Here is a 16,854-nt window from a genome sequence, read left to right on the forward strand (position 1 = left end):
GCTTGCGCCGCACGTAATGGGTTTTACCGAGCGCGCCAGTGGGCGGCGCGATCCTGAAAATGAAAGTGCCGGGCAGCCACTCAAGCATCCGGACGCGTCCCCAAGCCCATCGCCTGACGGGCGAACCAGCGTTTCGCCGGCGGCAGCAGATCGAGCCCGAGCAGGCCGAGGTTGCGCCCCAGCGACACCAGCGGCTGGGTGCTGCCGAACAACCGCGTGACCTGATCGGAGAAGCCCACGGTCAGGTCCTGATCGAGGCGCTGCCGCTCGCGGTAGGCCTGCAACGTGGCGAAGTCGCCCAGCGGCTTGTCACTGGCCAGCAGCGCAGTCGCCAGAGCGTCGGCGTCACGCAGCGACAGGTTGAAGCCCTGGCCGGCGATCGGATGCAGGCTGTGCGCGGCGTTACCGAGCACAGCCAGGCGCGAACGCACCTGTTCTTCAGCCTCGATCAGTGACAGCGGATACAGATGCCGCGCGCCGACCTGTTTCAAGGTGCCGAGGCGGTAACCGAACACGCCTTGCAGCTCGCTGAGAAATTCGCGCTCGCTCAACTCGGTCAGGCGCTGCGCATCCATGCCCAGTCGGGTCCAGACCAGCGCGCAGCGGTTGTCCGGCAGCGGCAGCAGGGCCATTGGCCCTTCGTCGGTAAAGCGCTCGAAGGCCATGCCGTTGTGCGCTTCACTCGGGGTGATGTTGGCGATCAGCGCGCTCTGGTTGTACGGGCGCTTGCGCACGTTGATGCCCAACTGTTCGCGCAACCCGGAGCGGCCGCCATCGGCGAGCACCGCGAGGTCGCATTCCAGGGTGGTTTCATCGTTGAGGGTCAGGCGATAGCCATCGGCCAACGGCTCCATGCGCGTGACTTCCGCCGGGCAGCGCCAAGTGATCACGTCTTTGTCGAGGTGCTGCCACAGGCACTGGCCGAGCCAGGCATTTTCCACCACGTAACCGAGCGCGGGCACGCCCTCTTCCATCGCCGACAAACGCGCGGTGGAGAAACGGCCCCGGTCGGAGACGTGAATCTGTTTGATCGGCTCGGCGCGGCGGGAGATTTCCTGCCAGACGCCGAGGCGCTGGTAAATCTGCCGCGAGCCGAACGACAGCGCCGAAGAGCGTGCGTCGTAGCTCGGCTGCCAGCTGTCTCCGGGAGCGAACGGCTCGATCAGGACGATTTTCCAGCCTTGCGCCTTGGCTCCGGCCTGCAAGGCCAACGCCAGACTGGCGCCGACCAGACCGCCACCGATAATTGCAAGATTGACTCGACTCATGCTGCGTGTGTCCTTGCCTGTGCCATCAGCGCTTCGATCTCGGCGACGGTTTTTGGCACACCGCTGGTGAGAATTTCACAACCGGATCGCGTTACGACCACGTCGTCCTCGATGCGCACGCCAATGCCGCGCCATTTCTTCGGCACGCTCTGATTGTCCGGGGCGATGTAGATGCCCGGTTCCACGGTCAGCGCCATACCGACTTCCAGCACGCGCCATTCGCCGCCGACCTTGTATTCGCCGACATCATGCACATCCATGCCCAGCCAGTGGCCGGCGCGGTGCATATAAAAAGCCTTGTAGGCTTCGCTGGCGATCAACTCGTCAACTTCGCCCTGCAACAAACCCAGCTTGACCAGACCTGTGGTGATCACCCGCACCGTGGCTTCGTGCGCTTGGTTCCAGTGCTTGTTCGGGGCGATCTCGGCGAATGCTGCTTCCTGGGAAGCCAGCACCAATTCGTAGATCGCTTTCTGCTCGGGCGAAAACTTGCCGTTGACCGGCCAGGTGCGGGTGATGTCGCTGGCGTAGCAGTCGATCTCGCAACCGGCGTCGATCAACACCAGATCACCGTCCTTGAGCAGCGCGTCATTCTGCTGGTAATGCAGGATGCAGCTGTTGCGTCCGGCGGCGACGATCGAGCCGTAGGCCGGCATCTTCGCCCCGCCCTTGCGGAATTCGTAATCCAGTTCGGCTTCGAGGCTGTATTCATACAGTCCGGGACGGCTGGCCTGCATCGCGCGGATATGCGCCTGCGCGGAAATCCGCGCGGCTTCGCGCATCACCTTCACTTCTGCCGCCGATTTATACAGGCGCATGTCGTGCAGCAGATGATCCAGGGCAACGAATTCATTCGGCGGCTGCGCACCAAGGTGCGCCTTGGAGCGGATCACGTTGATCCACTCCATCAGGTGCCGATCGAATTCCGGGTTGCTGCCCATCGCCGAATAGACCCGGTCGCGGCCTTCGATCAGGCCCGGGAGGATGTCGTCGATGTCGGTAATCGGAAACGCATCATCGGCGCCGTATTCGCTGATCGCGCCTTCTTGCCCGGCGCGCAAGCCATCCCACAATTCGCGCTCGGCGTTGCGTTCACGGCAGAACAGGATGTACTCGCCATGCTCGCGCCCGGGCATCAGCACGATGACGGCTTGCGGCTCGGGAAAACCGCTGAGGTACTGGAAGTCGCTGTCCTGACGGTAGACGTGCTCGACGTCCCGGTTGCGAATAGCGACCGCGGCGGCGGGCAGGATCGCGATGCTGTTGGGTTCCATCTGCGCCATCAGGGCCTTGCGGCGACGGCTGTATTCCGCTTTGGGGATATGGGTCATGGGCAGATGGCTTTCCCTGGCACGCGATTAATGCAGCGACGGCTTGGCGGCTGGCGGCACGTCGGCTTTCTTGGTCTCCGAGAACAGCAGCAGCGGCGCGACGCGCAGGTACTCCATGACTTCCATGTAGTCGGTTTCGCCGTCTTCGGATTCTTCCAGCGCATCCTGGACCTGGGAAATCGCCGCCAGATCCTGCAGCACTTCGTTGGCTTCCGTGCTGAGCATGCTGCTGTCGCGGCAGTTCAGGCCGAAACCGCTGAGGAAGCCCTGGCACCATTCGCCCAGAGCAGCGGCGCGGTCGGCCAGCGGTGCATCGTCGGTCGGCAGCAGCAGAACGACGGTGACATCGTCGCCGGTCAGCTCGCCCTTGACCATCTCCTGCAGGCCGATCAGGGCGTTGCGGACGTTGTCCTGGATATCGCCTTCGAGCAGTTCGGCGGCGTCGATCAGCCAGCCTTCATGATCGAAGCCGGCCCCGGCGCAACTGCGCCCGAGCAGCACGCCGTGCAGTTCGGCAGGCGAGACGTTGTGGCCGCTGGCAGTCAGCAGGGTGGCAAAGGCTTGGTACGGGGAATTCGCAATGGTCATGGGCAGCTAGGCGCCAGACGGCGCTATGTCTAGAATGAAGGCCTTGTATCCTACATCGACAGCCCCGCCAAGACCATTAAAGGCTGTCCGCCAGTCACCCCCATCAGACGAACACGTGGACCCAATGGAAGACACCGACCTGCAAGCGCTGATGGCCAGACTCGAACTGCTGATTGGCCGAGTCGAGCAACTTAAGAGTCAAAACGCACTCTTACTAGCTCAGGAAAAAACCTGGCGCGAGGAACGCGCTCACCTCATTGAAAAAAACGAAATCGCCCGGCGTAAGGTCGAATCGATGATTTCGCGCCTCAAGGCCCTGGAGCAAGACTCATGAGTTCAAGCAATAGCGTTACCGTGCAGATCCTCGACAAAGAGTATTCGATCATCTGCCCGCCGGAAGAACGCAGCAATCTGGTCAGTGCCGCCCGCTACCTGGACGGCAAGATGCGCGAGATCCGCAGCAGCGGCAAAGTCATCGGTGCCGACCGCATTGCCGTGATGGCCGCGCTGAACATCACCCACGACCTGTTGCACAAAGAAGAGCGCCCGGATATCCAGGCCAGCGGTTCGACCCGCGAACAGGTGCGCGACTTGCTCGATCGTGTCGATCTGGTCCTGGCCGACGATCAGAGTACCGCCAAGGGCTGATTCGACTGGCAGCTTCAGGTATACTCGCCCCACTCCCTGGGGTGCTTGCCAGTTGACGATGTCCCGGAGCCGATTCGCACTACCCTGGAAGTTGCACGTTGGGCTGGTGTGCATGTCCGCTAGACGGAAAGCCTTAAAGTCTACTGCTTCTTCCACCTTGAACTTTCGGGTTCAAGGGCTGAGTTGACAGCGGTTCATCCGGGGAGCCTGATTCGAATCCGATGTCGGTACATGCCGACATCGGATTTTTTATGCGTACGTTTTTGCATCCACCTGCCGAAGCCGAACCATGACCGAACCCGCCCTGCTGCCCCGCCCGCAACTCCGCCGCCTGCTGCGCAAGGCGCGCCGCGCACTGACGCCGGGCGAGCAACGTCAGGCTGCCAAGGGTCTGTTCCGGCAATTGGCCCAAGACCCGCATTTTCGCCGGGCGAAACATATCTCTCTGTATTTGCCCACCGACGGTGAAATCGATCCGCGCCTGTTGCTGCGTGAAGCCCAGCGTCGCGGCAAGGCAACTTATCTGCCGGTACTCAGCGCCTGGCCACGAACGAAGATGGTTTTCCAGCGTATTCGTCCCGGCGAAAAGCTCACTCCCAATCGTTTCCGCATCCTTGAGCCCCGGGCCAATCTGGCTCGACAACGCAAGGTCTGGGCGCTGGATCTGGTGCTGTTGCCGCTGGTGGGGTTTGACGATGTCGGCGGGCGACTGGGCATGGGCGGCGGATTTTATGATCGCAGCCTCGCCTATCTGGCCCGGCGCAAGAACTGGCGCAAGCCGACGCTGCTGGGCCTGGCCCATGAATGTCAGAAGGTCGAGCGTTTGGCGCAGGCGAGCTGGGATGTCCCGTTACAAGGCACGGTCACCGACAAGGCATGGTATTTCGCAGAGTAGACGCCGCACAGAACAGCGGCGTCGAAGAGACAGGTTCAGCGTTTGAAAGCGGTCGACTGTTGCACCTGTTGCGCCACTTCAATCGGCGCGTCGGCCTTGTTGGCCCACAGGCTCTGCGCGTAACCGGTGGTTACCACGCCCAGGCCAAACAAAATTACCAAAGTCCATAGCAAATCCGGTTTGCGTTTCATCGATTGCCCCCCTCAAGGCACATCATCACGATGACAGCAGCGGTTTCCGTTCGTAGGCCGTGCAGCAGCGTCAAGCTTTAAAGGCCGGCATTTTGCGGCAACGTGAACCTGTGCGCAAACGCTGACGTCAACCGACTGTCGGTTTGTCATAAAATTGCCCGCCAACCTGCCCAATGACCGCTTCAGGAGCAAATGACATGGCCTACTGGCTGATGAAATCGGAGCCCGACGAACTCTCGATCAAGGGTCTGGAAAAGCTCGGCAAGGCGCGCTGGGACGGCGTTCGCAATTATCAGGCGCGCAATTTCCTGCGGGCGATGGCGGTGGGTGACGAGTTCTTTTTCTATCATTCCAGCTGTCCGGAGCCGGGGATTGCCGGAATCGGCAAGATAATCGAAGCGGCGTACCCCGATCCGACGGCACTTGAGCCCGACAGTCACTACTTCGATCCGAAAGCTACGCCGGAGAAAAACGCCTGGAGCGCGATCGATGTTGAGCATGTCGAAACGTTTGCGCGGGTGTTGAAGCTGGATTATCTGAAGCAGCAGACGGCGCTGACCGAGATGCCGTTGGTGCAGAAGGGCTCGCGGCTGTCGGTGATGCCGGTGACGGCGGAGCAATGGGCGGCGGTAATTGCGTTGCGTTAACGCGCAAAAAGATCGCAGCCTTCGGCAGCTCCTACAGGGAAACGTATTCCAGGGTAGGAGCTGCCGTGTTGTGGTCGAACTTTTTTAGACCATGATGTAGGAGCCTCGATTTAAGGAAGCGTCATGGGATATCGGGTCGTTACGCCTGAAGAAAAAGCAGAAGCTATTCGGTTAGTGGTGGAGATGCATTACTCCGTCCCTAAGGCCTGTGAAGCCACTGGTGTGGGCCTCACAGCTTTGCGTCGCTGGGTTGCTCGCTGGCGTCGGCAGCAGAACGAAGTTACTCAGTTGCCACGATTACAGGATCAGGAGCTGATCGAGTCGCTGCAGGCGAAACTGGCGCTGCTTGAGGCCGAGAACCAAGTGCTAAAAAAGCAATTGCCCTCTCATCTAAAGGTTCTGTTCGGTCGAACCAAATGATTGATGGCGTAAGAGGTGCTATGTCAGTTCGGCGCGTATGCTCCGTGCTTGGCATCGCCCGTAGTAGCTATTACATAAACCGCAAAACCAAGCGTTTTAAGCCGGGCCTGCGGTGGCTAAGGCGCAGACTTCGTGCGTTGCATAAAGAACATCGAGAGGCCCTGGGTACTCGAGGGCTCTGCAAAGCGTTGAGAAAGAAAGGGATCTTTATCGGTCGCTATCGAATGCGCTCGCTGATCAAAACTTTCGGTCTGCACCGACGCAGACCACGGTATGCCCACTATCGTCGTACTACAAAACCGGCAGTCGTTGCTCCGAACATACTTGATCGTCGCTTCAATCCGACTCAGCCAGATACGCTTTGGGCAGGCGATATAACCTACATCAGAGTTGGGAATAGCTGGCTTTATCTGGCAGTGGTGATGGATCTTTTTTCACGCAGGATTGTTGGCTGGGCGTGCTCCCGAACTGCCGATGCTGCGCTGGCTGCTAAAGCATTGAAGTTGGCAGTGTCACTACGCCGACCAATGCCTGAACTGCTATTTCACTCAGACCAGGGCTGTCAGTACACAGCTGATCGATTTGTCGCCTGTTTGGCAGACAACCGGATCGTTCAAAGCATGAGCCGTCGAGGTAATTGTTGGGATAATGCAGTGGTTGAGCGCTATTTCAGGACGCTGAAGCACGATTGGATGCCGGAAAACGGTTATCAAACCCACATCGAAGCGGAGAAGGATGTGATGGACTTCATCTCACATTACAACCATCGCCGTTGCCACTCTGCTTCGAACCACTTGCCGCCTGCGCTGTTTGAGCGACAGGCGGCCTAATGCTCCTACGGATTGGTTTAAAAAGACTGAACCACTACACCGAAGGCTGCGATCTTTTGATTTTATGTCTTACTGGATGATCAGGTTGTTGAACAACAGATCCTCAACCACTGGCTTGCCGGTCTCGTCATTCATGACCTGCTGGGTCTGCTTCAACGCTTCCTGACGCAGCTTTTCCTTGCCCTCGATGCTGCCCATCGCCTCGGTGGTCTGCTGAGTGAACAGCGCCACCAGTTGATTGCGGATCAGCGGCTCGTTGGCCTTGACCAGTTTGGTCGCCTCTTCGCCAGTGACGCGCAGGGCCACGTCGGCCTTGTAGACCTTGAGCTTGGCGGTGCCATCGAGGCCGTAATTGCCGACGAACGGCGGGCTCAGGGTGATGTAATTGACCTTCGGCGCCTCGCCTTCTTTGGCTTCTTCGGCCAGTGCTGCCACAGGCAGAGACAGGGCCAGCAACAACATGATCCACGCTTTCACAATTCGCTCCTTATCCGGTTTGCGGCCTAGCATAACGACCCGCCGCGCAAGCACAAGCTTATGGCTGACTATCAGGGTCGGGCATGCTCGTTGACCCGTTGATTCACACACCTACACTTATCGGCCATCACTCCCAAAGGAATAGCCCTGATGAAAGCCGTGCTGTGCAAAGCCTTCGGCCCTGCCGAATCGCTGGTGCTGGAAGACGTCGCCAGTCCTGTCGCCAAGAAGAACGAAATCCTGCTGGACGTGCACGCCGCCGGGGTCAATTTCCCGGACACGCTGATCATCGAGGGCAAATACCAGTTCAAACCGCCCTTCCCGTTCTCGCCGGGCGGTGAAGCGGCCGGGGTGGTGCGCGAAGTCGGGGAAAAGGTCAGTCACCTGAAAGTCGGCGACCGGGTCATGGCACTGACCGGCTGGGGCAGTTTTGCCGAGCAGGTTGCGGTGCCGGGCTACAACGTCCTGCCAATTCCGCCGTCGATGGACTTCAACATTGCCGCTGCTTTCAGCATGACCTACGGCACCTCCATGCACGCGCTCAAGCAGCGCGCCAACCTGCAAGCGGGCGAAACCCTGCTGGTCCTCGGGGCATCCGGTGGTGTGGGCCTCGCCGCGGTGGAGATCGGCAAAGCCATGGGCGCCCGGGTGATCGCCGCCGCCAGCAGCGCCGAGAAACTCGCGGTGGCCAAGGCTGCAGGGGCTGACGAGTTGATCAACTACAGCGAAAGCAATCTGAAGGACGAAATCAAACGCCTCACCGACGGCCAGGGCGCCGACGTGATTTACGACCCGGTCGGCGGCGACCTGTTCGACCAGGCCATCCGCGCCATCGCCTGGAACGGCCGCCTGCTGGTCGTCGGCTTCGCCAGCGGACGCATCCCGGAACTGCCGGTGAACCTGGCCCTGCTCAAAGGTGCGGCGGTGCTCGGCGTATTCTGGGGCTCGTTCGCCCAGCGCCAGCCCCAGGACAATGCAGCGAACTTTGCCCAACTGTTCGGCTGGTTTGCCGAGGGCAAACTCAAACCGCTGGTGTCGCAGGTGTATCCGCTGAGCAATGCCGCGCAAGCGATCGATGATCTTGGCCAGCGCAAGGCTGTGGGCAAGGTTGTCGTTCAGGTTCGTTAAGACTGCGGCGCGATCCGGGCCCGCAACCCGGATCGCTTCAATATTGAGATCCGCCTCTTAAATACGTTAAGCCGCAGAAAGCCACCCGAGCCACCATTCCCTCTGCGCCGCATAGTTATCTCAGAGCGACATGTTCATAAAGGAACGCTCAACAGCGCAAATTTCCGCTGTTTTGCCGACGTGAAGCAATGCTATTTTCGGTAACGAAACTGTAACATTCGCATCCGCAGTCAAAACAAGAAAACTGGAGCTCTTGAATGTTTGCTTTCTTTCGTCCTGCCGCACATCAGGCTCCTTTGCCTGAAGAAAAAATAGACAGCACCTACCGACGCCTGCGCTGGCAGATCTTCGCCGGTATCTTTATCGGCTACGCCGGTTACTACCTGCTGCGCAAGAACTTCTCCCTGGCCATGCCGTACCTGATCGACGAAGGCTACAGCCGTGGCGACCTCGGCCTGGCGATGTCGGCGATCGCCATTGCCTACGGTCTGTCGAAGTTCCTCATGGGCCTGGTGTCCGACCGTTCCAACCCGCGTTTCTTCCTGCCGTTCGGTCTGCTGGTCTCGGCCGGGGTGATGTTCATTTTCGGTTTCGCGCCGTGGGCAACATCCAGCGTGACGATGATGTTCATCCTCCTGTTCATCAACGGCTGGGCGCAGGGGATGGGCTGGCCGCCGAGCGGACGGACCATGGTGCACTGGTGGTCGCAGAAGGAACGCGGCGGCGTGGTGTCGGTGTGGAACGTGGCGCATAACGTCGGCGGCGGTCTGATCGGCCCGCTGTTCCTGATCGGCATGGGCCTGTTCAACGACTGGCACGCGGCGTTCTACGTCCCGGCAGCGGTCGCGCTGGGCGTTGCGGTGTTTGCGTTCATCACCATGCGCGACACCCCGCAATCGGTCGGCCTGCCGCCGATCGAGCAGTACAAGAACGATTATCCGGAAGGCTACGACGCCAGCCACGAAGACGAATTCAGCGCCAAGGAAATCTTCGTCAAATACGTGCTGCGCAACAAAATGCTCTGGTACATCGCCATGGCCAACGTTTTCGTCTACCTGCTGCGCTACGGCGTGCTGGACTGGGCGCCGACCTACCTGAAGGAAGCCAAGGGTTTCACGGTGGATAAAACCTCGTGGGCCTACTTCTTCTACGAGTGGGCGGGCATTCCGGGGACGCTGCTGTGCGGCTGGATGTCGGACAAGATCTTCCGTGGCAACCGTGGCCTGACCGGCATGGTGTTCATGGCGCTGGTGACTGTGGCGACGCTGGTGTACTGGCTGAATCCGGCCGGCAACCCGATGGTCGACATGATCGCCCTGTTGTCGATCGGCTTCCTGATCTACGGCCCGGTCATGCTGATCGGCCTGCAGGCACTGGAACTGGCGCCGAAGAAAGCCGCCGGCACCGCAGCGGGATTCACCGGTCTGTTCGGTTATCTGGGTGGTTCGGTCGCGGCCAGCGCGGCGATGGGCTACACCGTTGACCATTTCGGCTGGGACGGCGGTTTCGTCCTGCTGGTCGGCGCTTGCCTGCTGGCGATGGCCTTCCTCGCGCCAACGCTATGGCACAAGCAGGTCGCCAGTCAGAGCCGCGAAGCGGTCGCCTGATCGCTGTGTGATTTACAGCGCTTGAGCCGCGCCTCCAGATTGCGGTCTGGCATGGCGTGGCTGCGCAGGGCGTGCACGGTCTGCTCGACATAATCGCGAGTGGTGCCGTAACGCCCGCTGGCGCTGGCGAACACCTGGCTGAGCACATGATCCGGCAAGTTGCCGGCATAGCTCGGCAGGTGACGCTCCAGCACGAATCCCAAGGCCTGCACCTGAGTGCCATCTTCGAGCCGGCAATTGAGCCAGTGCGGACGATACGAGGGAAACGGCATCTCGCGTTTCCACAGCGCGTACAGCGCGGTATCGAGATTGTCTTCCGGCAAGCGGTAGGCAAAACCGCTGCAGGAACCGCCACGATCCAGGCCGAACACCAGACCGGGCATCTCCGGCGTACCACGGTGCTCATGCGACCACAGGTACAAGCCGCGATGGTAACCATGCACGCGCCCGCGCACACGCTCAACGGCCGTGCATTCCGGACGCCAGATCAGCGAGCCATAGGCGAACAGCCACACCGGCCCGCCCTTGTGGCGCGCCATGGTCGATTGCATGGAAGCGAGAAGTTGTTCGTGCGTCAGCTGCGGCCCAAGATCGAGCCGCGGAGGGTAAGCCAGATTCAGAATTGCGTTTTCAATGGCGCTCATGGCGAATAGCGTTCAGCTCCCCGCGGGTGAAGAATTACTTAATAGAACGCACCGCTGTAACAATAAGGCACATATGTTTGGAGGCAAATTAAGTGCCATGACACTGGCGGTGATTAATTACCTGATTGATATATAACCTAGCGGTATTTGTGCAATTACATAAATACCGATCGGCTATATACCCAGTTATAAGTATCAGCCGCGCGGGGCATAGGCGAACACGTCGGCGCGCATCTGATGCGCATCCATTCCCGCCTCGACCAGCGCGTCCAGCGTGCCGTAGACCATCGCGGGCGAACCGCTGGCATAGACGTGCAGCGGCTTCAGGTCAGGGAAATCCTCGCAAACCGCCTCGTGCAACATGCCGCAGCGCCCTTCCCAGCCGCACTGGTCGCTGACGACTTTGTGCAGAAACAGGTTGGGCAGCTTCAGCCATTCGTCCCAGTGCTCGATCTGATAGAAATCTTCCGGGCGGCGCACGCCCCAGTACAGATGCACCGGATGCTTGAAACCTTCGGCGCGGCAATGCTCGATCAGGCTGTGAATCTGGCCCATGCCGGTGCCAGCGGCAATCAGCACCAGCGGGCCTTCGGGCAGCTCCGCAAGGTGTGTGTCGCCAAACGGCAGCTCGACACGCACCATCGGGTTGCGTTGCAGCTGTTCGATCAGGCTCAGCGCACTGGCTTCGCGCGCCAGCACGTGGATTTCCAGATCACGCCCGCCGTGGGGTGCCGAAGCCATGGAGAACGCCGATTTCTCGCCGCTCTCACGCTCGATCATCAAATACTGCCCGGCGTGATAACGCGGTGGCTTGCCCGCCGGTGCACGCAGACGCACGCGCCAGGTATCGCCGCCCACCTCGCGGCACTCGATGACCTGACACGACAGGCTGCGCACCGGCAGCTCACCCAATGCGAGCACGCCATCCCACAACAGCACGCAGTCTTCCAGCGGTTCGGCAATGCAGGTGTAGAACTCGCCGTGGTCGTGGACTTTGCCCGCCTGCTCGACGCGGCCTTCGACCAGCAGCGCTGCACACACGTGGCAATTGCCGTTGCGGCAGCTTTGCGGGCAGTCATAGCCCAGGCGCCGCGCGCCGTCGAGAATCCGCTCACCGGGTTGTATCTCGAGCACCGCTCCGGAAGGCTGCAGGGTTACACGCATCAATCTATTCCTAACTGATTCCAGATGGCATCGATCCGTTGGGTGACGGCGTCGTCCTTGACGATCACGCGGCCCCACTCGCGGGTGGTTTCGCCCGGCCACTTGTGGGTGGCATCCAGGCCCATTTTCGAGCCCAGGCCGGAAATCGGCGAGGCGAAGTCGAGGTAGTCGATCGGCGTGTTATCGATCATCACCGTATCGCGCTTGGGGTCCATGCGCGTGGTGATGGCCCAGATCACGTCGTTCCAGTCGCGGGCGTTGATATCGTCGTCAGTGACGATAACGAACTTGGTGTACATGAACTGTCGCAAAAACGACCAGACGCCGAGCATCACGCGCTTGGCATGCCCCGGATACGACTTCTTCATTGTCACTACGGCCATGCGGTACGAGCAGCCTTCCGGCGGCAGGTAGAAGTCGGTGATCTCCGGGAATTGCTTCTGCAGGATCGGCACGAACACTTCGTTCAGCGCCACGCCGAGAATCGCCGGCTCATCCGGCGGACGGCCGGTGTAAGTGCTGTGATAGATCGGTTTGATCCGGTGGGTGATGCGCTCGACGGTGAACACCGGGAAGCTGTCGACTTCGTTGTAGTAACCGGTGTGGTCGCCATACGGGCCTTCGTCGGCCATTTCGCCCGGATGAATCACGCCTTCAAGGATGATTTCGGCGGTGGCCGGCACTTGCAGGTCGTTGCCACGGCACTTGACCAGCTCGGTGCGGTTACCGCGCAAGAGACCGGCGAAAGCGTATTCGGAAAGGCTGTCCGGCACCGGGGTTACAGCGCCAAGGATAGTCGCCGGATCAGCGCCAAGGGCCACCGACACCGGAAACGGCTGCCCCGGATGCTTTTCGCACCACTCGCGGAAATCGAGAGCACCGCCACGATGGCTGAGCCAGCGCATGATCACCTTGTTGCGACCGATCACTTGCTGACGGTAGATGCCGAGGTTCTGACGTTCCTTGTTCGGGCCTTTGGTGACCGTCAGGCCCCAGGTGATCAGCGGGCCAACGTCGCCGGGCCAGCAGGTCTGCACCGGCAGCATTGCCAGATCGACGTCGTCGCCTTCGATGACCACTTCCTGACACACCGCGTCTTTGACGACTTTCGGCGCCATGGAAATGATCTTGCGGAAGATCGGCAGTTTCGACCATGCGTCCTTCAAGCCCTTCGGCGGCTCCGGTTCCTTGAGGAAGGCCAGCAGCTTGCCGATTTCGCGCAGTTCGCTGACCGACTCGGCGCCCATGCCCATGGCCACACGCTCGGGGGTGCCGAACAGGTTGCCGAGCACCGGGATGTCGTAACCGGTGGGTTTTTCGAACAGCAGCGCCGGGCCTTTGGCCCGCAACGTGCGGTCGCACACCTCAGTCATCTCCAGCACCGGCGAGACGGGAATCTGGATGCGTTTCAACTCTCCGCGCTGCTCAAGCTGCTGCACGAAATCCCGAAGATCCTTGAATTTCATTGACGATGGCACCCTCAAAATAGGCGTACATCCTACCTGCTCTGACGGGCAAACAGCAGCCCGTCAGTGCCCGGCATCGCTCAATTGTGGCTAGCACCCAGCAGCATCGGCGCAAACAACGGGCTGAGTCTGGCGCTGCCGGCGTCGGAAAGATGGTCGGCATCCTTGTACTGCGAATGGCCGTCGACATCGATCATGCACAAGCCGTCCTTGCACATCAACGGCGTCGGGTCGATGACGTGCACCCCGGCATCCGCGGCATTCATCGAGCCGAACAGCTCGGTGAAAAACTGCTGGCGAGCCAGATGCTCGGCGAGCGGGCGGCCCAATCCTTCGGCCGAGCGGCCAATACGCGCCAGACTGGTCAAGCGGCTGATGTAACTCTTGTGCTGCAGTGGCACCTCCTTGAACAACCAGACCTGCACGCCCGCCTCACGCAATTCGCTGACCTGAGCCTTGATTGCCGCTGCCATGCGCTTTTCCGATTGCGCGACATTGCGCGAAGGGTCGAGGAGGAACTGCTTGTCGCCGTCACCGTCCTCACGGCCGTAGACATACAGACTCCAGTTCGCCGCCAGCACCACGTCCTTGATACCCAGCTCGCGGACCAGCTGCATATTGCGCTGGTTGAACTGCTTGCACTGCGCGCGCAGGGCGTCGTCGATGATCGGTGGGCATCCGGTGAGGCTGTACAGCCAGACCGGCTGACCGTCACGCTGGCTATTGCCTTCGATGGCGGGCAGCAGCGCTGCGGTGTGGCTGTCACCCCAGAACATTTTCGTCGGCGCAATTTTCTGATCGCCGCCCACGCGACACGCCTTGTCCAGGGTTTTGTCCTTGCTCATGTGCATGCATTGCATCTGCCCGGCGTTCCACTCCTGGGACTGGGCATATTCCAGCGCTTTGCCGCTCAGGCGCTCGGGCACGCCGTCCGCCGAACGGATGGCCGAACCGACCACCGCCAGGACGGCAATCGACACCAGGCCACCGACCAACACCGAGTTTCGGCTGGCGAACACGCGTTTTTCGCGAAACGGCAGCTCGACAAAGCGCAGACTCAGCCAGGCCAGTGCGACCGCCAGCGCGATCCAGCCAAGCGCTTCAAGCGGCTGGATGCCGTCGATCGAGATGGCATTGGCATACACGTAGATCGGCCAGTGCCACAGGTATAGCGAGTAGGACAACAGACCGATCCACACCATTGGCCGCAGACTCAACACCTGGCCGGCCAGGGTCGGGCCGCGAGCGCCCGACCAGATCAATGCGCTGGTACCGAGCACCGGCAGCAACGCTGCCCAGCCCGGGAACACGGTGGTTTTGTCGAATGTGAAGATTGCCAATAGCACCGCCGCCAGTCCGGCCAGGCCGACGGTCTGCCGAAACCAAAGCCGCGGCGCATGTTTTGCTGCCGGCAACACTGCGAGCATGGCGCCGCAGAGCAATTCCCAGGCGCGGGTCGGCAGGGAGAAGAAGGCGAATTCCGGGCGACGCTCGATGTAGACGATGTTCAGCCCGAACGACACCAGCAGCACGGCGAACAGCATCCAGCGCCAATGCCGGACATAGCGCATCAGCAGCACCATCATCAGCGGGAAGAAGATGTAGTACTGCTCCTCCACGGCCAGCGACCAGGTATGCAGCAAGGGTTTGAGATCGGAGGCCGGGGCGAAGTAGCCGTCCTCGCGCATGAACAGGATGTTGGAAATGAACAGCGACTGATAGCGGATCGTTCGTCCCAGATCGGACAGATCCTTGGCGGTCAGCAGCAACCAGCCCAGCGCCAGAGTCACCACTACAACCAGTGTCAGCGCCGGCAGAATGCGTCGAGCGCGACGGCCCCAGAAGTCGAGAAAGCTGAAGCGCTGGGCGCTGATTTCGCGAAACAGGATCGAGGTGATCAGAAACCCGGAGATGACGAAGAAAACATCCACGCCGACAAAGCCGCCGCTGAACGTATTGAATCCGAAATGAAACAGCACGACGGGAAGAACCGCGAGCGCGCGTAAACCGTCGATATCACGGCGATTGCCAAACGTGTGCATGAAAAACCTTACCTGTTCTGGATACAGAATCCCTTGAAGTCGCGACGTTAGCAGCCGCGCAAACTTCAATCCAGATACAAATAATCGCGGGCAAAAAAAAGCGCCCCTCGCGGGACGCCTTTTTCAACAGCGCAGAATATTACTTGCGCTTCATCGACAAGAAGAACTCGTCGTTGGTCTTGGTCGTCTTCAGCTTGTCGACCAGGAACTCGATGGCGGCAACTTCGTCCATCGGGTGCAGCAGCTTGCGCAGAATCCACATGCGCTGCAGTTCGTCGTCGGCAGTAAGCAACTCTTCGCGGCGGGTGCCGGAACGGTTGATGTTGATGGCCGGGAACACACGCTTCTCGGCAATCTTGCGATCCAGAGGCAGTTCCATGTTGCCGGTACCCTTGAACTCTTCGTAGATCACTTCGTCCATCTTCGAGCCGGTTTCAACCAGCGCGGTGGCGATAATGGTCAGCGAGCCGCCTTCTTCGATGTTGCGCGCGGCACCGAAGAAACGTTTCGGCTTCTCCAGGGCATGGGCATCGACACCACCGGTCAGGACCTTGCCGGAGCTCGGGATCACGGTGTTGTAGGCACGGGCCAGACGGGTGATGGAGTCGAGCAGGATCACCACGTCTTTCTTGTGTTCGACCAGGCGCTTGGCCTTCTCGATCACCATTTCAGCTACCTGGACGTGACGGGTCGGCGGCTCGTCGAAAGTCGAGGCAACCACTTCGCCGCGCACGGTGCGCTGCATTTCGGTCACTTCTTCCGGACGCTCGTCGATCAACAGCACGATCAGGTGAACTTCAGGGTTGTTGCGGGCGATGTTCGCTGCGATGTTCTGCAGCATGATCGTTTTACCGGCCTTCGGCGGCGCAACGATCAGACCACGCTGGCCTTTGCCGATCGGCGCGCACAGGTCGATCACGCGGCCGGTCAGGTCTTCGGTGGAACCGTTGCCGGCTTCCATTTTCATGCGCACGGTCGGGAACAGCGGGGTCAGGTTCTCGAAGAGAATCTTGTTTTTCGCGTTCTCCGGACGATCGAAGTTGATCGTGTCGACCTTGAGCAGGGCGAAATACCGCTCGCCTTCCTTCGGAGGGCGGATCTTGCCAACGATGGTGTCACCGGTGCGCAAGTTGAAGCGGCGGATCTGGCTCGGCGAGACGTAGATGTCGTCAGGGCCGGCGAGGTAGGAAGCGTCTGCGGAGCGCAGGAAGCCGAAGCCGTCCTGGAGAATCTCCAGCACGCCATCACCGGAGATTTCCTCGCCGCTTTTCGCGTGCTTTTTCAGCAGGGAGAAAATCACGTCCTGCTTGCGCGAACGGGCCATATTTTCTATGCCCATCTGTTCGGCCAATTCGAGCAGTTCGGTAATCGGCTTTTGCTTGAGTTCAGTCAGATTCATATAGGAATGACGTAATCATTTATGGAGGGGGGAAATTAAGCTTTTGGCTTAATGAGGCCGCGCCGCGGAGAAGGCGACAGGATCGCGAACTAATTCGAAAAGGAGTGCG

The 16,854-nt window shown here is 60.2% G+C and carries 18 protein-coding genes and 1 other RNA gene; 9 read left to right on the plus strand and 10 right to left on the minus strand.

Annotation, left to right across the window (positions count from 1 at the left end; all coding sequences use genetic code 11):
• Nucleotides 1–80 precede the first annotated feature (80 nt).
• From ubiH to BLU71_RS20730, 3 genes are read right to left on the minus strand one after another with little or no spacing between them, the layout of a single operon-like run.
• Nucleotides 81–1,268, minus strand: a complete 1,188-nt coding sequence (gene ubiH / locus BLU71_RS20720; protein WP_083353793.1) for a 2-octaprenyl-6-methoxyphenyl hydroxylase — start codon at nt 1,266–1,268, stop codon at nt 81–83.
• Nucleotides 1,265–2,599: a Xaa-Pro aminopeptidase gene (gene pepP, locus BLU71_RS20725; RefSeq protein ID WP_065616332.1), complete on the minus strand. Its 1,335-nt coding sequence runs from the start codon at nt 2,597–2,599 to the stop codon at nt 1,265–1,267. The genes ubiH and pepP overlap by 4 nt, the downstream gene beginning before the upstream one ends.
• Nucleotides 2,600–2,626: 27 nt before the next feature.
• The gene (locus tag BLU71_RS20730) at nt 2,627–3,187 is read right to left on the minus strand and encodes a YecA family protein (RefSeq protein WP_065616333.1); all 561 of its coding nucleotides are present in this window, start codon (nt 3,185–3,187) and stop codon (nt 2,627–2,629) included.
• A 124-nt stretch (nt 3,188–3,311) separates the two neighbouring features.
• Here BLU71_RS20730 and BLU71_RS20735 point away from each other — a divergent pair, with 124 nt between their 5' ends.
• From BLU71_RS20735 to BLU71_RS20750, 4 genes are all read left to right on the plus strand, one after another.
• Nucleotides 3,312–3,521, plus strand: coding sequence for a TIGR02449 family protein (locus BLU71_RS20735; RefSeq protein ID WP_007911197.1), 210 nt, complete (start codon nt 3,312–3,314; stop codon nt 3,519–3,521).
• Nucleotides 3,518–3,835 (plus strand): cell division protein ZapA, encoded by a 318-nt coding sequence (locus BLU71_RS20740; RefSeq protein ID WP_042607079.1) that lies wholly within the window; start codon nt 3,518–3,520, stop codon nt 3,833–3,835. Before BLU71_RS20735 ends, BLU71_RS20740 begins: the two co-directional genes overlap by 4 nt.
• Nucleotides 3,836–3,865: 30 nt before the next feature.
• Nucleotides 3,866–4,044, plus strand: a non-coding RNA gene (ssrS, locus tag BLU71_RS20745) — 6S RNA.
• A gap of 80 nt (nt 4,045–4,124) precedes the next feature.
• On the plus strand, nt 4,125–4,730 hold the full coding sequence (locus BLU71_RS20750) for a 5-formyltetrahydrofolate cyclo-ligase (protein ID WP_024014742.1): 606 nt from the start codon (nt 4,125–4,127) through the stop codon (nt 4,728–4,730).
• Between the two features lie 35 nt (nt 4,731–4,765).
• Here BLU71_RS20750 and BLU71_RS27520 read toward each other — a convergent pair whose 3' ends face one another.
• Entirely contained in the window at nt 4,766–4,921 is a 156-nt protein-coding gene (locus tag BLU71_RS27520; RefSeq protein ID WP_007911192.1) for a hypothetical protein, read from the minus strand.
• A gap of 197 nt (nt 4,922–5,118) precedes the next feature.
• Here BLU71_RS27520 and BLU71_RS20755 point away from each other — a divergent pair, with 197 nt between their 5' ends.
• The 3 genes from BLU71_RS20755 to BLU71_RS20765 all read left to right on the plus strand — a co-directional run bounded on the left by BLU71_RS20755 (nt 5,119) and on the right by BLU71_RS20765 (nt 6,818).
• A complete protein-coding gene (locus tag BLU71_RS20755; RefSeq protein ID WP_065616335.1) occupies nt 5,119–5,568 on the plus strand; it encodes an EVE domain-containing protein in 450 nt (149 codons plus the stop codon).
• Between the two features lie 123 nt (nt 5,569–5,691).
• Nucleotides 5,692–5,988, plus strand: coding sequence for an IS3 family transposase (locus BLU71_RS20760; protein WP_083352103.1), 297 nt, complete (start codon nt 5,692–5,694; stop codon nt 5,986–5,988).
• 20 nt (nt 5,989–6,008) lie between these two features.
• Nucleotides 6,009–6,818, plus strand: a complete 810-nt coding sequence (locus tag BLU71_RS20765) for an IS3 family transposase (protein ID WP_231982542.1) — start codon at nt 6,009–6,011, stop codon at nt 6,816–6,818.
• Between the two features lie 69 nt (nt 6,819–6,887).
• Here the strand turns inward: BLU71_RS20765 and BLU71_RS20770 are convergent, their stop codons facing one another.
• Nucleotides 6,888–7,295, minus strand: coding sequence for a flagellar basal body-associated protein FliL (locus tag BLU71_RS20770; RefSeq protein WP_039757432.1), 408 nt, complete (start codon nt 7,293–7,295; stop codon nt 6,888–6,890).
• Nucleotides 7,296–7,445: 150 nt separating this feature from the next.
• Here BLU71_RS20770 and BLU71_RS20775 point away from each other — a divergent pair, with 150 nt between their 5' ends.
• Both BLU71_RS20775 and glpT read left to right on the plus strand, forming a co-directional pair.
• Nucleotides 7,446–8,423, plus strand: a complete 978-nt coding sequence (locus BLU71_RS20775; RefSeq protein WP_064364681.1) for an NADPH:quinone oxidoreductase family protein — start codon at nt 7,446–7,448, stop codon at nt 8,421–8,423.
• Nucleotides 8,424–8,680: 257 nt separating this feature from the next.
• Nucleotides 8,681–10,030: a glycerol-3-phosphate transporter gene (glpT, locus tag BLU71_RS20780; protein WP_039757430.1), complete on the plus strand. Its 1,350-nt coding sequence runs from the start codon at nt 8,681–8,683 to the stop codon at nt 10,028–10,030.
• Here glpT and BLU71_RS20785 read toward each other — a convergent pair.
• From BLU71_RS20785 to rho, 5 genes are all read right to left on the minus strand, one after another.
• Nucleotides 10,006–10,674: a gamma-glutamylcyclotransferase gene (locus BLU71_RS20785; protein WP_083353794.1), complete on the minus strand. Its 669-nt coding sequence runs from the start codon at nt 10,672–10,674 to the stop codon at nt 10,006–10,008. The two genes, glpT and BLU71_RS20785, sit on opposite strands and share 25 nt — an antisense overlap.
• 195 nt (nt 10,675–10,869) lie before the next feature.
• Nucleotides 10,870–11,838 (minus strand): CDP-6-deoxy-delta-3,4-glucoseen reductase, encoded by a 969-nt coding sequence (locus tag BLU71_RS20790; protein WP_064364680.1) that lies wholly within the window; start codon nt 11,836–11,838, stop codon nt 10,870–10,872.
• Nucleotides 11,838–13,304, minus strand: coding sequence for a 4-hydroxy-3-polyprenylbenzoate decarboxylase (ubiD, locus tag BLU71_RS20795; protein WP_039757427.1), 1,467 nt, complete (start codon nt 13,302–13,304; stop codon nt 11,838–11,840). The genes BLU71_RS20790 and ubiD overlap by 1 nt, the downstream gene beginning before the upstream one ends.
• An 80-nt stretch (nt 13,305–13,384) precedes the next feature.
• Nucleotides 13,385–15,346, minus strand: coding sequence for an acyltransferase family protein (locus BLU71_RS20800; RefSeq protein ID WP_064364679.1), 1,962 nt, complete (start codon nt 15,344–15,346; stop codon nt 13,385–13,387).
• Nucleotides 15,347–15,485: 139 nt separating this feature from the next.
• Nucleotides 15,486–16,745 (minus strand): transcription termination factor Rho, encoded by a 1,260-nt coding sequence (gene rho, locus BLU71_RS20805; protein ID WP_003229334.1) that lies wholly within the window; start codon nt 16,743–16,745, stop codon nt 15,486–15,488.
• Nucleotides 16,746–16,854: the final 109 nt, after the last annotated feature.

Origin of the sequence: Pseudomonas moraviensis (assembly GCF_900105805.1) — a bacterium.
In the GTDB taxonomy this organism is placed as follows: domain Bacteria; phylum Pseudomonadota; class Gammaproteobacteria; order Pseudomonadales; family Pseudomonadaceae; genus Aquipseudomonas; species Aquipseudomonas moraviensis_A.

Bases quoted from the DNA above. Each gene is read 5' to 3' on its own strand.
- BLU71_RS20755 (WP_065616335.1), top strand. From the start codon at position 5,119: ATGGCCTACTGGCTGATGAAATCGGAGCCCGACGAACTCTCGATCAAG.
- glpT (WP_039757430.1), top strand. From the start codon at position 8,681: ATGTTTGCTTTCTTTCGTCCTGCCGCACATCAGGCTCCTTTGCCTGAA.
- BLU71_RS20790 (WP_064364680.1), bottom strand. From the start codon at position 11,838: ATGCGTGTAACCCTGCAGCCTTCCGGAGCGGTGCTCGAGATACAACCC.
- BLU71_RS20765 (WP_231982542.1), top strand. From the start codon at position 6,009: ATGTCAGTTCGGCGCGTATGCTCCGTGCTTGGCATCGCCCGTAGTAGC.
- BLU71_RS20730 (WP_065616333.1), bottom strand. From the start codon at position 3,187: ATGACCATTGCGAATTCCCCGTACCAAGCCTTTGCCACCCTGCTGACT.
- BLU71_RS20740 (WP_042607079.1), top strand. From the start codon at position 3,518: ATGAGTTCAAGCAATAGCGTTACCGTGCAGATCCTCGACAAAGAGTAT.
- BLU71_RS20785 (WP_083353794.1), bottom strand. From the start codon at position 10,674: ATGAGCGCCATTGAAAACGCAATTCTGAATCTGGCTTACCCTCCGCGG.
- ubiD (WP_039757427.1), bottom strand. From the start codon at position 13,304: ATGAAATTCAAGGATCTTCGGGATTTCGTGCAGCAGCTTGAGCAGCGC.
- BLU71_RS20760 (WP_083352103.1), top strand. From the start codon at position 5,692: ATGGGATATCGGGTCGTTACGCCTGAAGAAAAAGCAGAAGCTATTCGG.
- BLU71_RS20735 (WP_007911197.1), top strand. From the start codon at position 3,312: ATGGAAGACACCGACCTGCAAGCGCTGATGGCCAGACTCGAACTGCTG.
- BLU71_RS20800 (WP_064364679.1), bottom strand. From the start codon at position 15,346: ATGCACACGTTTGGCAATCGCCGTGATATCGACGGTTTACGCGCGCTC.
- BLU71_RS20750 (WP_024014742.1), top strand. From the start codon at position 4,125: ATGACCGAACCCGCCCTGCTGCCCCGCCCGCAACTCCGCCGCCTGCTG.
- pepP (WP_065616332.1), bottom strand. From the start codon at position 2,599: ATGACCCATATCCCCAAAGCGGAATACAGCCGTCGCCGCAAGGCCCTG.
- BLU71_RS20775 (WP_064364681.1), top strand. From the start codon at position 7,446: ATGAAAGCCGTGCTGTGCAAAGCCTTCGGCCCTGCCGAATCGCTGGTG.
- ubiH (WP_083353793.1), bottom strand. From the start codon at position 1,268: ATGAGTCGAGTCAATCTTGCAATTATCGGTGGCGGTCTGGTCGGCGCC.
- BLU71_RS27520 (WP_007911192.1), bottom strand. From the start codon at position 4,921: ATGAAACGCAAACCGGATTTGCTATGGACTTTGGTAATTTTGTTTGGC.
- rho (WP_003229334.1), bottom strand. From the start codon at position 16,745: ATGAATCTGACTGAACTCAAGCAAAAGCCGATTACCGAACTGCTCGAA.